Here is a 13,304-nt window from a genome sequence, read left to right on the forward strand (position 1 = left end):
CTTTGCAAGAGAACGGGTTAGCAATCGCCGCAGTGTAGGCCAGCCACCCGGCTATCGCCTTTGGCTGACTGCCAGCCCTGCGCGCGTGCTGGCAACGCCGGAAAGGGGACGCGCGCGGGCCTCACACTTTCACCTGGGCAAAAAAAGGGCATAAAAAAGCCCGGCGCAGAGGCCGGGCTTAAGGAGCGGCGGGCGTCAGGCTTTCGCCGGATCCTCGTCAGCCGCATCGGCCTGCGCCAGATTCTCGCCGATGGCCTTGGCGGCCGCCATCGCGGCCTCGCGGCTGGCAAGCACACGCTCCACGGTGTCCACCACCGCCTGAGTCTGCGGATCAATCTCAATGTTAACCGTGTCCCCCAGACGCTTTTTGCCAAGCGTGGTGCGCTCCAGCGTCTCCGGGATCAGGTGCACGCAGAAGCGGTTCTTCACCACTTCGCCGATGGTCAGGCTGATGCCATCAATGCCGATATAGCCCTTATGCAGGATGTACTTCATGTACTCCTCATGGGCGATGCGGAACCACACCTGACGGTTGTTCTCAGAGGTGAGGATTTTGCTGATCTCGGCAGTGCAGATGATATGGCCGGACATCAGGTGCCCACCAATCTCATCGTTGAACTTCGCCGCCCGCTCCAGGTTGACCAGATCGCCCACCTTCAGCGCCCCCAGGTTGGTCAGGCGCAGCGTCTCTTTGATCAGGTCAAAGCTGACGCGGTCGCCCTCAATGGCCGTGACGGTCAGGCAGCAGCCGTTATGGGACACCGAGGCGCCCAGCTCCAGGCCCGGCAACAACTCCGGCGGGAGTTGCACCACGTGGGTACGGAAGTTCGGTTTTTCATCAATGGCAACCAGCGGCGCGGTGCCCTGTACAATACCGGTGAACATGCAAGCCTCTTCTCTTTTTTCCGGCGTAATCATTCCCTCCAGTGTGCCGCAGTTTGCCCGGCTTGCCAACTCAGCATCCGCCGCCAGGGGTTGCTTGCGGCGCGCAGGCAGGTACAATCCTGCTAACTTATTCTTAACACTTCATCCCTGCCGCCAGTGACGGCTGGCATTTCCCCTCCCCATAATAAAAAAGGTGTAGTCGTGCAGAAGTATCTGATCGAAGCGCGCAGCTTGTTGGTCCTCGCCATTCCGGTAATCATTGCGCAAATCTCCCAGACCGCGATGGGGTTTGTCGATACCATCATGGCGGGCGCCGTCAGCGCCACCGACATGGCCGCCGTGGCGCTCGGCACCTCCATCTGGCTGCCAACCATCCTGTTCGGCCACGGCATCCTGCTGGCGCTGACGCCGGTGGTGGCGCAACTCAACGGCGCGGGGCGGCGTGCCCACATCGCCCATCAGGTGCGCCAGGGCTTCTGGCTGGCGGGCGGTTTGTCGCTGCTGGTGATTGGGGTGCTGTGGCACAGCGACCATTTGATTGGGCTGATGGACAATGTTGACCCAGCGCTGGAGGTGAAGGCGATCGGCTACCTGCACGCCATCATGTGGGGCGCGCCCGGCTACCTCTTCTTCCAGGTGTTGCGCAACCAGTGCGAGGGGCTGTCGCGCACCCAGCCCGGCATGGTATTCGGCTTCATTGGCCTGCTGGTCAACATCCCGGTGAACTACATCTTCATCTATGGCAAGTTTGGCGCACCGGCGCTGGGCGGCGTGGGCTGCGGCGTGGCCACCGGTACTGTCTACTGGGTGATGTTCCTGCTGATGAGCGCTTATGTGAAGCGCGCCTACTGGTTGCATGACATCCGCTTGCAGGGCGCGTTTGACAAGCCGGACTGGGCGGTGCTACGCCGCCTGACGCAGCTCGGTTTGCCGATCGCTCTGGCGCTGTTTTTCGAAGTGACGCTGTTCGCGGTGGTCGCGCTGCTGGTGTCGCCGCTGGGGATTGTGTCGGTGGCTGGCCACCAGATTGCCCTGAACTTCAGCTCGATGATGTTTATGCTGCCGCTCTCCATTGGCGTGGCAGCGACCATCCGTGTCGGCCACCGGCTGGGGGAGGGATCGGCGGAGGGCGCGCGTACCGCCGCCCTCTCTGGCCTGAGCGTTGGTGTGGCGGTGGCGGTCTGCACCGCCATCTTTACCGTGCTGATGCGCGAGCGTATCGCCCTGCTCTACAATGAGAACCCGGCGGTGGTGGCGATGGCCAGCCAGCTGATGCTGCTGGCGGCGCTCTACCAGATCTCCGACTCACTGCAGGTGATTGGCTCTGGCGTGCTGCGCGGCTATAAAGATACCCGCGCCATCTTCTTTATTACCTTTGTCGCCTACTGGGTGCTGGGGCTGCCAAGCGGCTACCTGCTGGCGCTGACCGATGTGCTGGTGCCACGCATGGGGCCGAGCGGATTCTGGTGTGGCTTTATCATCGGCCTGACTTTCGCGGCGCTGATGGTGATACTGCGGATACGCTGGCTGCAACGCCAGCCGACTGAGCAGATCCTGAAGCGCGCCGCCCATTAATGCAGCAATGCTCCCGGCGAGGATGGCCGGGAGCGCTGAAAAAAACAGCGGAGTGCGCACTCGCTCGGCAATCACGTGAAATATGGAAGAAAATTGCGTTTTTCCGCTTGCCAGCCACCCGCCACGCCGTTAATATTCGTCCCCGTTGCCGGCACCGGCAATCAGAAAAACGATGCGTCCGTAGCTCAGTTGGTTAGAGCACCACCTTGACATGGTGGGGGTCGGTGGTTCGAGTCCACTCGGACGCACCAAATTTCTGGCAGGTCTTCTGATGTTGTGCGTCCGTAGCTCAGTTGGTTAGAGCACCACCTTGACATGGTGGGGGTCGGTGGTTCGAGTCCACTCGGACGCACCAAATCAGCTTCCCAATGCGTTCTTAGCTCAGTTGGTTAGAGCACCACCTTGACATGGTGGGGGTCGATGGTTCGAGTCCATTAGAACGCACCATTCTCGTTATCTCTTGTTCTCCTCTTTCCTATTTATCTTCATAAACTCAAAGAGCTTACTCCATTATACTCTTCTGATTATTTCTTACTGCTCCAGCACGCCCAAGCCATTTTACGCCATTGACGCGACTGTTTTACCCTTGCTCAACAATCCGATCCCCCTTTCCTGACAGGTTGCGCAACTTATTAAACGCAACTGCGCTATTTGCGTCACATTCCCTGCACTTTAATTGTTCAGCCTAGGCCTTTTCTGATTTTTGTTTTGTTTCCCCGTCGCTTACCCTCTATAATGCCTGCGTCAATTCAATTGAAAGGTTTCAGCGCCTTGAACTGTCGATACCTATTACAATTATCACCCCGACCCCTGCAACCGGCGTTTGCCCTGCCCGGCGCTGTCCCAACGAACATTTCCACCCTGAACCTGCTGCAATCGCCTAAGCTTAACTATGTTTTGCAGCGCCCAACACCACTCAAATTTCGCGCTGGCGGCTCCGCAGCCAGCCCATTGCACTTTCCAATCCATCACAACTTGTAGAAACCATTGTCATGAAAAAGACCAAAATTGTTTGTACTATCGGCCCGAAAACAGAATCTGAAGAGATGCTGACCAAGCTGCTGGATGCCGGCATGAACGTAATGCGTCTGAACTTCTCCCACGGCAACTATGAGGAGCATGGCCAGCGCATCAGCAACCTGCGCGCTGTCATGGAAAAGAGCGGCAAAAAGGCAGCCATCCTGTTGGATACCAAGGGCCCGGAGATCCGCACCATGAAACTGGAAGGCGGCAAAGACGCCTCTCTGGTGGCGGGTCAGACCTTCACTTTCACCACCGACCAGGGCGTGATTGGCAACCATGAGCGCGTCGCCGTGACCTACTCCGGTTTTGCTTCTGACCTGAAAATCGGCAACACCGTGCTGGTGGACGATGGCCTGATCGGCATGGAAGTGGTCGAGGTTACCGAATCTGAGGTGATCTGTAAGGTGCTGAACAACGGCGACCTGGGCGAGAACAAAGGCGTGAACCTGCCGGGCGTCTCCATCCAGCTGCCAGCACTGGCGGAAAAAGACAAACGCGACCTGATTTTTGGTTGCGAGCAGGGCGTCGACTTCGTCGCGGCCTCCTTTATCCGCAAACGCTCTGACGTCCTCGAGATTCGTGAGCACCTGAAAGCCCACGGCGGTGAGCACATCCAGATCATCTCCAAAATCGAGAACCAGGAAGGCCTGAACAACTTCGACGAGATCCTGGAAGCTTCTGACGGCATCATGGTTGCCCGTGGCGACCTGGGCGTGGAGATCCCAGTGGAAGAGGTGATCTTCGCCCAGAAGATGATGATTGAGAAGTGCAACCGCGCACGTAAAGTGGTCATCACCGCGACCCAGATGCTGGACTCCATGATCAAAAACCCGCGTCCGACCCGTGCGGAAGCAGGCGACGTGGCGAACGCCATCATCGATGGCACCGATGCGGTGATGCTCTCCGGCGAAAGCGCCAAGGGCAAGTACCCGCTGGAAGCCGTGACCATCATGGCAACCATCTGTGAGCGTACTGACCGTGTGATGCAGAGCCGCATTGACGTGCTGAATGACAGCCGCAAGCTGCGCATCACTGAAGCGGTCTGCCGCGGTGCGGTAGAGACAGCTGAAAAGCTGGATGCCCCGTTGATCGTGGTCGCTACCAGCGGCGGCAAGTCCGCCAAAGCCGTGCGTAAATACTTCCCGCATGCCACCATTCTGGCACTGACCACCAATGAAACCACGGCACGTCAGCTGATCCTGAGCAAGGGCGTGATCACCCGTATCGTGAAAGAGATTGCCTCAACCGACGACTTCTACCGTATTGGTAAGGAAGCGGCGCTGGAGAGCGGCCTGGCACAGAAAGGGGATGTGGTCGTGATGGTCTCTGGCGCACTGGTGCCGAGCGGCACCACCAACACTGCGTCGGTACACGTGCTGTAATTTCGAACACGCTATTTCATCCTGCCAAAACGCCGCTTTCATGCGGCGTTTTTTTCATCATTCGCGCGCCTATTTTCAGAATTTCGCTATTTCTTTGGCTGGCGAATAATTGAGATGGTTCCCATAGAAGCAGCATGTTTTCGCTGGTTTTTTTAACTTTTAAGTCAAATAAGATGCTTCTTTGAGCGAACGATCAAAATAAAGTGCTTCAGCCCCAAAAATTTATTCTCAACTCAAAAAACTTTGTGTAATACTTGTAACGCTACATGGAGATTAACTCAATCTAGAGGGTATTTATAATGAATCGCACTAAACTGGTACTGGGCGCTGTTATCCTGGGTTCCACTCTGCTGGCAGGCTGCTCCAGCAACGCTAAAATCGACCAACTGTCTTCTGACGTTCAGACTCTGAACGCGAAAGTTGACCAGCTGAGCAACGACGTGAACGCAATCCGTTCTGACGTTCAGGCTGCTAAAGATGACGCAGCACGCGCTAACCAGCGTCTGGACAACCAAGCTCACGCTTACAAAAAGTAATCGAGCTAGGTTAACGAAAATGGCGCACCCGGTGCGCCATTTTTTTTGCCCCTTTCCTGCCCTCTTTATCTACCCACGCGCTTCCCTGCGCACTCGCTTACTGTACGCTCTCGGGCGTCGTCAGGTCAGTCACCGGCGATTGATGCGCTGCACTCTGCGGCATCGGCAACTCTGGCACCACCGCATCCACTGGCATCCCATTATTCACTAATACCGGCATACCCGAACGCCGCGTAATCACCTGTTCCACCACTTGGGCATCCGTTGAGGGATCATGGATAAAGGTCTTCACCGCCTTGGCTGGCACAATCGGCATGGTTTGCGGATCGTCTGCGTCAGTGCGTGACAGGGGCTGGTGCACCTCCATATAGCGCTTGCCGTCCGGCTCTACCGCGGTTTTGATCGGTTGGTTGATAACCTGCACGCGCGTCCCTTTGGGTACGCTGTTGAACAGCGCCTCAATGTCATCCGCCCGCAGCCGGATACAGCCGGAACTGACGCGCATCCCAATACCGAAATTGGCGTTGGTGCCGTGAATCAAGTAGACGCCGCCCCCGGCTGCCAGACGCAGCGCAAACAGCCCCATCGGGTTATCTGGCCCGGCAGGCACCACCGCCGGCAAGGTGACGCCCTGCGCCAGGTAGTGCTTGCGGATATTGGCAGTGGGCGTCCAGGTGGGATTGGGCACCTTCTGGATCACTGACGTCACCATCGTCGGCGTATTGCGTCCCAGCTGGCCAATGCCTATCGGGTAGACTACCACGCGATTTTCCCCCTTCGGGTAGTAGTAGAGGCGCAGCTCAGCGAGATTGATGACGATGCCTTCGCGGGGCGTATCAGGCAGCAGCATCTGGGTGGGGATGGTCAGCACCGAACCGGGGGTAGGCAGCCAGGGGTCGGTGCCGGGGTTGGCCTCCAGCATCGCCAGTAGGCCAATCTTAAACTCGGCAGCGATGGTCTCCAGCGAGTGGCCATCATCAGGTACGGTGTAGGTAATGTTCTCGCCAATCAACCGGCTGTTGTCCGGTGGCAGAGGGTAATCAGTAGCCTTGGCAAGGCTACAGGCCAACAGCCAGAGGGTGGTGCCGAGGAGTAGTGAGGTCACTCTTTTCATGCCTGTATCCTTATTACGTCACACAAAGGGTTGGGTGGCGGTTCCTGGCGCCCTGGGAGGGGCAAGGTCAAAGATACAGCCGCGCAGGGCGCGCGGCAACAGGTTCTAGCTCAGCTCTGCGGCGTTGGCACGGATGGCGCGGATCATCGCCTCCAGCCCTTGTGAGCGGGAAGGCGTCAGGTGCTGGCTCAACTCCAGCTCGGCAAAGAAGGGACGGACATCCAGCGCGACAATCTCTTCTGGCGTCATGTTGCCATAAAGAATGAAGACAATGGTCAGCAGCCCCTTGACGATCGCGGCATCGCTATCGCCCTGGAAAACCACCCGGCCATCCACCTGCTCCATCGCAATCCACACCTGGCTCTGGCAACCAGAGATGCGGTAGCGGTCCTGACGCAGTTCATCGCTGAGCGCCGGCAATTTGGCCCCCAACTCGATAACATACAGGTACTTCTCTTCCCAATTTGCGCAACGGGAGAAGTTGCGCAGCAATTTCTGTTTATCTGGCAGCGTCGCCATAAAGCCCATCCTGCTCCAGTGATTAAAGGCTGCGGGTCAGCCCAGCAGCCGGTGGATGCGCTGTAGACCAGCGACTAAACGATCAACCTCTTCGCGGGTATTGTACATCGCCAGCGAGGCGCGGCACATCGCCGGCACCTGATAGTAGGCCATCAGCGGCATGGCGCAGTGGTGGCCGGTACGGATGGCGATGCCGTACTGATCGAGGAAACTGCCGACGTCATAGGCGTGGTGCTTGCCCAGATTGAACGGGATCACCCCAGCGCGCGTGGCAGGGCCATATAGCGTGATGTCCGGCACCTGTGCCATCGCTTCCAGCGCGTAGCTCATCAGGGAGGTTTCATACTGATGGATGACATCCAGACCCACCGACTCCACATAGTCGATGGCAGCGCCCAGCCCCATCATGCCAGCCGTATTGGGCGAACCGGCCTCAAAGCGCCACGGTGCGGCCACAAAAGTGGTGCCTTCAGTGAAGCTCACCTCGCGGATCATCGAGCCGCCCCCTTCCCACGGCGGCATCTGCTCCAGCAGATCGGCCTTGCCGTAGAGGATGCCAATGCCCGACGGCCCATACAGCTTGTGGCCAGAGAAGACATAGAAGTCGCAATCCAGCGCCTGCACGTCCACTTTCTGGTGCATCACGGCCTGAGCGCCATCCACCAGCACCTTCAGGCCCGCGGCCTTGGCTTGCGGGATAATCTGCTCCAGCGGGTTGATCGTGCCCAGCACGTTGGAGACCTGGGTCAGCGCCAGCAGCTTGGTCTGCGGCGTGATCAGCTGCTCCAGCATTCCCGGTTGCAATTCGCCTTCCGGGGTAATGGGCCAGACGTCAATGTGCAGGGAGCGCGCCTTTGCCAGCATCTGCCACGGCACGATGTTGGCGTGGTGCTCCATCTCGCTGATGATGATGCGATCGCCCGGTTGCAGGAAGGCATTGCCAAAGCTATTGGCCACCAGGTTGATGCCTTCGGTGGTGCCTTTGACAAAGACAATCTCTTCAGGGGTGGCGGCGTTGATGAAACGCGCCACCTGGGCGCGCACGCCCTCCATCTGCTCGGTGGCCTCGGCGCTCAGCGTATGGATGCCGCGGTGAACCGCGGCATAGCCATGACGATAAAACTCCGCCTCACGGGCAATGACCTGCTCCGGCTTCTGGGCGCTGGCGGCGCTATCGAGGTAGGCCAGCGGCTGGCCATTCACCTCACGCGCCAGCAGCGGGAAATCCTGCCGGATCCGTTCAATCGGATAACTCATCGCTGTCCTCCACGCAGGCGGCCGGCGATACGGGTCAGAACCGTTTCGCGCAGCGCCTCGTCCTCCAGCGCCTCTGTCAGTTCAGCGGCAAAGGCAAAGATAATCATCTCCTGCGCCGCGTCGCCGGCAATGCCGCGCGAGCGCAGGTAGAAGAGCTGCTCATCGTCGATGCGGCCGACGGTCGCGCCGTGGCTGCACTTGACGTCATCCGCGTAGATCTCCAGCTGCGGCTTGGTGTCCACTTCCGCCTGCTTGCTCAACAACAAGTTATTGTTGGTCATCTGGCCGTCAGTTTTCAGCGCGTGCTGTGCCACCTTGATCATGCCGTTGAACACCGCCTTGGCGCGATCGTGGACAATCACCTTGTGCATCTGGCGGCTCTGGCAGTAGCCCTGATTGTGCTCCAGATAGGTGCGGGTGTCGCAGATTTCGTCATCCACCGGCAGGATCAGGCTGTTGATGCTCAGGTTACTGTTCTCACCGTTCAGCTGCGCGCTGGTATTGTGGCGGCAGAGGCCGGCACCCAGCAGGAAGCTGTGGCTGCTCACCTGCGCGTCACGGCCCACCACCAGATCGTTGTGCGCCAGGTGGTAGCTGCTCTGGCTCTCAAACGCCAGCTTGACGTGACGCAGCACCGCGTTGTCACCCACTTCTGCTGTCAGGCGCGCGCCGGTAAAGTGGCCGTGCTCATCCAGGCTGATGTAGTGCTCAATCACCTCGGCCTCAGCGCCACGGCCGATTTCCAGGTGATAGCGGTGATGGACGGTATTGATCTCGCTCTGCTGTGCACGTCCGCTGGAGATGTGCAGCAGGTAGAGCGGCTTTTCAGCCTGCTGGCCCGCCGCCAGGCGGATCAGGCGTGGCTGGTGCGCCAGACTTTCGGTCAGATGCAGGAACACCTCGGACTGTACCGGGGCCGGCAGTGCGGTGTGCATTGACGGCGTCAAGGTTTCCACCACAAAGCGGCCGGTCTCGCTGTCGCTCAGCTCGGCATTGAACTCGCCATCCACAAACACCAGACGGTAGGCGTCAATCGGCAGTGCCTGCTGATCGCAGTCAGCGCGGCTGAGGCTCTGGGTCTCCGGCGCGAAGAACTGCTTGCCCAGCAGCGGGGAAACCGGGGTGTATTTCCAGTTTTCCATCTTCGGGTGCGGGAACCCGAGACGCATCACCTGCTGCCAGTGAGTATGGGCGTGGGCGGAGTGCTCGCCGCCTCGGCTCTCAAACAGCCGGTAAAGTTGCTGCATGGCACGCGGGCTACCGGCCTGGGGTGCATCACTCTTGCTCGGTAAGCCAGCCATAACCCTGCTCCTCTAACTGTTTGACCAAGGTAAAGTCGCCAGACTTCACGATACGCCCCTGGTAAAGCACGTGGACGTAGTCCGGCTTAATGTAGTCCAGGATGCGCTGGTAGTGGGTCACGATCACAAAGGAGCGTTTGCCGTCGCGCAGCGCGTTGACGCCGTTGGAGACGATCTTCAGCGCATCGATGTCCAGACCAGAGTCGGTCTCATCGAGGATGCACAGGGAAGGCTCCAGTGCCGCCATCTGCAGGATGTCATTACGCTTCTTCTCACCACCGGAGAAGCCCACGTTCACGGAACGGGTCAGCAGGTCAGACGGCATCTTCAGCAGTTCAATCTTCTCTTCGATGAAGTCCGCGAAGTCAAAGCGGTCCAGCGGCTCCTGCTCACGGTATTTGCGCACCGCGTTCACCGCGGTTTGCAGGAAGAACTGGTTGCTGACGCCCGGGATCTCAACCGGGTACTGGAAGGCCATGAAGACACCCTCGCCGGCGCGCTCCTCAGGGTCCAGCTCCAGCAGGTCTTTGCCGTGGAACAGGACGTCGCCATCGGTCACTTCATACTCTTCGCGGCCCGCCAGCGTGGCGGAGAGCGTACTTTTGCCGGAGCCGTTTGGCCCCATGATGGCGTGAACTTCGCCCGGCTTGACCTCCAGGTTGATGCCCTTGAGGATCTCCTTGTCTTCGACGCTCACCTTCAAATCTTTAATGCTTAACATGTCTGTCCTTTAGCGCGCCTGCGCCCTGTTCGGCGTGGACCTGCACGCCCTTACTTGACTCAAAATTCGTTCTTAACGCCGGCTTAGCCGACGCTGTGTTCCAGACTGATGGCCAGCAGTTTTTGTGCCTCAACGGCAAACTCCAGCGGCAGCTCGGAAAAGACGTCCTTACAGAAACCATTCACGATCATGGAGATCGCGTCATCTTCGCTGATCCCGCGTTGCAGGCAGTAGAAGAGCTGGTCATCACCAATTTTCGAGGTGGTGGCCTCATGCTCCAGCTGCGCGCTGTTGTTGCGCACTTCCACATACGGGAAGGTGTGCGCCGCGCTGTCCGGGCCAATCAGCATCGAGTCACACTGGGTGAAGTTACGGGCGTTTTCTGCGCCCGGCAGCACTTTCACCAAGCCGCGGTAGCTGTTCTGGCTGTGGCCCGCGGAGATACCTTTCGAGATGATGGTGGACTTGGTGTTCTTACCAATGTGGATCATCTTGGTACCGGTATCGGCCTGCTGCTTGCCGCTGGTGAGCGCCACGGAGAAGAATTCACCGATGGAGTTGTCACCCTTCAGGATCACGCTCGGGTACTTCCAGGTAATGGCGGAACCGGTTTCTGACTGGGTCCAAGACATCTTGGAACCCTGGCCTTCGCACAGCGCACGCTTGGTAACGAAGTTCAGGATGCCGCCGGTGCTCTCTTTGCTGCCGGAGAACCAGTTCTGGACGGTCGAATATTTCACTTCCGCATTTTTGTGCAGGATCACTTCCACCACCGCCGCGTGCAGCTGGTAGGTGTCACGCACCGGTGCCGAGCAGCCCTCGATGTAGCTGACATAGCTGTCTTCGTCGGCAATCAGGATAGTGCGCTCGAACTGGCCGGTTTTCGCCGCGTTGATGCGGAAATAGGTGGAGAGCTCCATCGGGCAGCGCACGCCTTTCGGCACGTAGACGAAGGTGCCGTCAGAGGCCACCGCCGCGTTCAGCGCCGCGAAGAAGTTGTCCTGCGCCGGCACTACTGTACCGAGGTACTTGCGTACCAGCTCCGGGTGCTCCTGGATCGCTTCGCCGAAGGAGCAGAAGATCACGCCCTGCTCGGCCAGCTTGCCACGGTAGGTGGTCGCCACGGAGACGGAGTCAAAGATCGCATCGACCGCTACTTCAGCGCCTTCACGTACCGGTACGCCAAGCTGGTTGAATGCTTCTTCCACCTCTGCGGTCAGGTAGTTCTTGTGGGTCTCCAGCGCCGGGACACCGAGCGCTTCCGCCGCCGTGGGCTGCTGGGTGGCACCGGGCTGGGAGCCACAGGCGTCGTCACAACTGCCACAGGAGGGGGCGGAGTAGTAGCTGTAGTCCTGGTAGTCGAGCGGCTTATAGTAGGCTTTCAACCAATGCGGCTCTTCCATTTTCGTCCAGGCGTGGTAGGCCTGCAGGCGGAATTCCAGCATCCACTCAGGTTCATTGCGCTTGGCGGAGATGGCACGCACCACATCCTCATTGATCCCTGACGCCAGCTCATCGGTGGCGAGCTGGGTGAAGAAGCCTTCCTTGTATTTGCCCTCACCGACCCAAGCCTGTACGTTCTCAGGAATTTCTACATTGCTTCGTGTCATGTTGGAGTTCACTTAAACGCCAAAGCTCTCACCACACCCGCAGGCATGTTGAGCTTTAGGATTGTTAAATTTAAAAATCTGATTCAGCCCTTCGCGGACAAAATCGACCTCAGTACCGTCGATAAACGGCATGGCTTTCAGCGGAACATAGAGCCGCGCCCCATCCAGCTCAAACACCAGATCGTCATCAGCCGGGTTTTTGGTCAGGTCGAGGACGTAACCAAAGCCCGCGCAGCCGGACTGCTTCACGGCCAGTTGTAGCCCCTTGATCTCAGGGTCTTGCTCAACCAGCTTCTTGATCTGCTGGGCAGCCGTTTCGGTTAATGTCAGTCCCTGCCAGATGTTCTCTTCCAACGAGAAAGTGCCGACATTCTCTTTTGGCAACGTATTCTCTGTCTGCATGGTAACCACCTCATAATGAGCAATAATTGTGCGCACCGGCCTGTTTCGTTGACAAAACCCGCATGACGCCCAATCTGTTCTTACCTAAATTATAGTGTATCGGCACTGACCAGTTGAGCCGGCGGCCTGGCGGCGTTGTCGCATAGCGACTATCTTAGTGATAAGAGAAATCACTTCAACCTCTTGTTTTGAGAGGGTATACCGATTGTTACCCCATCTGAGGGGCCACAGGCAGGCGGGCCAGGCTTCTGATTCCACGCGCGCTAGGCGGGCGCAGCCAGAACGCATTGAAATTGTTGTGAATTTAATGTTAACGATTTTGCGCCACAGAGTTTATTCAATGTAACAATTTAAACGATCAGCCGATCACTGAAGATCTATCGGAAATACCTATTTATTTTACAGGTCCTGACAATGAAGCGAAACCTGTTTGACGGGCTTTGTTGCTTCTTAGTTACATGAGGACGTAAAAGAGGATCTACAACCGTTGATCGCCATGAAATTTGTGCATATGATAATAATTATCATTCATAATCTGTGGGACACCCATGACGGTTTCCGTGAATGCCTGGCTGCAAGGCAAAATTGACGATTATAAGTTCCAGGTACGTGACGCGACGGTGGATTTTTATATGGCCGACGCCGCGCTGAACCGCCCGCAGGCGGGCGTTGAACAGCTTACGCGCTATAACCGGGTCAGTCTGGAGATGGCCAACCTGTGTGCGATGAATGGCGATGAGGAGAGCTATGTGCACGCGCTGGGCAAGTTGCACAACCGGCTGATTCTGGAGATCAACAACCCCGAGCGTGAGTACCTGTTCCGCGTACAGTGTTACACCTTTGCCCGCCATACGCTGAAACTGATCTGCCAGCACTACATGCTGCTGGGCATCTGGGAGAAGGCGAGCGCCTTCCAGAGTGATTTCCTCAAGCGGGTGCCCAACCCACTGTAAGCACGGGGACCAGATGGCCCCCGTGC

Annotated in this window: 12 protein-coding genes and 3 tRNA genes; 7 read left to right on the plus strand and 8 right to left on the minus strand. The window is 58.0% G+C overall.

What is annotated here, in order from left to right; translation table 11 throughout:
- Nucleotides 1–195: 195 nt before the first annotated feature.
- Nucleotides 196–885, minus strand: a complete 690-nt coding sequence (locus ACK3SD_RS09855; protein WP_481125362.1) for a riboflavin synthase subunit alpha — start codon at nucleotides 883–885, stop codon at nucleotides 196–198.
- 201 nt (nucleotides 886–1,086) lie between these two features.
- Between ACK3SD_RS09855 and ACK3SD_RS09860 the strand changes: the two genes are divergently transcribed.
- From ACK3SD_RS09860 to ACK3SD_RS09885, 6 genes are all read left to right on the plus strand, one after another.
- Nucleotides 1,087–2,460 carry an MATE family efflux transporter gene (locus ACK3SD_RS09860; protein WP_481125363.1) on the plus strand — a complete coding sequence of 458 codons (1,374 nt, stop codon included), beginning with the start codon at nucleotides 1,087–1,089 and terminating at the stop codon, nucleotides 2,458–2,460.
- Nucleotides 2,461–2,634: 174 nt separating this feature from the next.
- Nucleotides 2,635–2,711, plus strand: a tRNA-Val gene (locus tag ACK3SD_RS09865).
- 27 nt (nucleotides 2,712–2,738) lie between these two features.
- Nucleotides 2,739–2,815, plus strand: a tRNA-Val gene (locus tag ACK3SD_RS09870).
- Between the two features lie 15 nt (nucleotides 2,816–2,830).
- Nucleotides 2,831–2,907, plus strand: a tRNA-Val gene (locus ACK3SD_RS09875).
- Between the two features lie 545 nt (nucleotides 2,908–3,452).
- Nucleotides 3,453–4,865 carry a pyruvate kinase PykF gene (gene pykF, locus ACK3SD_RS09880; protein ID WP_481125364.1) on the plus strand — a complete coding sequence of 471 codons (1,413 nt, stop codon included), beginning with the start codon at nucleotides 3,453–3,455 and terminating at the stop codon, nucleotides 4,863–4,865.
- Between the two features lie 299 nt (nucleotides 4,866–5,164).
- Nucleotides 5,165–5,401: a major outer membrane lipoprotein gene (locus tag ACK3SD_RS09885; RefSeq protein WP_004943717.1), complete on the plus strand. Its 237-nt coding sequence runs from the start codon at nucleotides 5,165–5,167 to the stop codon at nucleotides 5,399–5,401.
- 97 nt (nucleotides 5,402–5,498) lie between these two features.
- Here ACK3SD_RS09885 and ACK3SD_RS09890 read toward each other — a convergent pair whose 3' ends face one another.
- From ACK3SD_RS09890 to sufA, 7 genes are all read right to left on the minus strand, one after another.
- Entirely contained in the window at nucleotides 5,499–6,515 is a 1,017-nt protein-coding gene (locus ACK3SD_RS09890; RefSeq protein ID WP_481125365.1) for a L,D-transpeptidase family protein, read from the minus strand.
- A gap of 105 nt (nucleotides 6,516–6,620) precedes the next feature.
- A complete protein-coding gene (gene sufE, locus ACK3SD_RS09895; RefSeq protein WP_137763401.1) occupies nucleotides 6,621–7,034 on the minus strand; it encodes a cysteine desulfuration protein SufE in 414 nt (137 codons plus the stop codon).
- A gap of 36 nt (nucleotides 7,035–7,070) precedes the next feature.
- The gene (gene sufS, locus ACK3SD_RS09900; protein ID WP_481125366.1) at nucleotides 7,071–8,291 is read right to left on the minus strand and encodes a cysteine desulfurase SufS; all 1,221 of its coding nucleotides are present in this window, start codon (nucleotides 8,289–8,291) and stop codon (nucleotides 7,071–7,073) included.
- Nucleotides 8,288–9,592: a Fe-S cluster assembly protein SufD gene (gene sufD, locus ACK3SD_RS09905; protein ID WP_481125367.1), complete on the minus strand. Its 1,305-nt coding sequence runs from the start codon at nucleotides 9,590–9,592 to the stop codon at nucleotides 8,288–8,290. The genes sufS and sufD overlap by 4 nt, the downstream gene beginning before the upstream one ends.
- The gene (gene sufC / locus ACK3SD_RS09910; RefSeq protein ID WP_481125368.1) at nucleotides 9,567–10,313 is read right to left on the minus strand and encodes a Fe-S cluster assembly ATPase SufC; all 747 of its coding nucleotides are present in this window, start codon (nucleotides 10,311–10,313) and stop codon (nucleotides 9,567–9,569) included. The genes sufD and sufC overlap by 26 nt, the downstream gene beginning before the upstream one ends.
- An 83-nt stretch (nucleotides 10,314–10,396) precedes the next feature.
- Entirely contained in the window at nucleotides 10,397–11,923 is a 1,527-nt protein-coding gene (gene sufB, locus ACK3SD_RS09915; protein ID WP_137763405.1) for a Fe-S cluster assembly protein SufB, read from the minus strand.
- Between the two features lie 12 nt (nucleotides 11,924–11,935).
- Nucleotides 11,936–12,325, minus strand: a complete 390-nt coding sequence (gene sufA / locus ACK3SD_RS09920; protein ID WP_370465557.1) for a Fe-S cluster assembly scaffold SufA — start codon at nucleotides 12,323–12,325, stop codon at nucleotides 11,936–11,938.
- A 548-nt stretch (nucleotides 12,326–12,873) separates the two neighbouring features.
- Between sufA and ACK3SD_RS09925 the strand changes: the two genes are divergently transcribed.
- Complete coding sequence (locus ACK3SD_RS09925; RefSeq protein ID WP_481125369.1) at nucleotides 12,874–13,278, plus strand: hypothetical protein; 405 nt, start codon at nucleotides 12,874–12,876, stop codon at nucleotides 13,276–13,278.
- Nucleotides 13,279–13,304: the final 26 nt, after the last annotated feature.

Source organism: Chimaeribacter sp. YP20170169 (assembly GCF_056739715.1).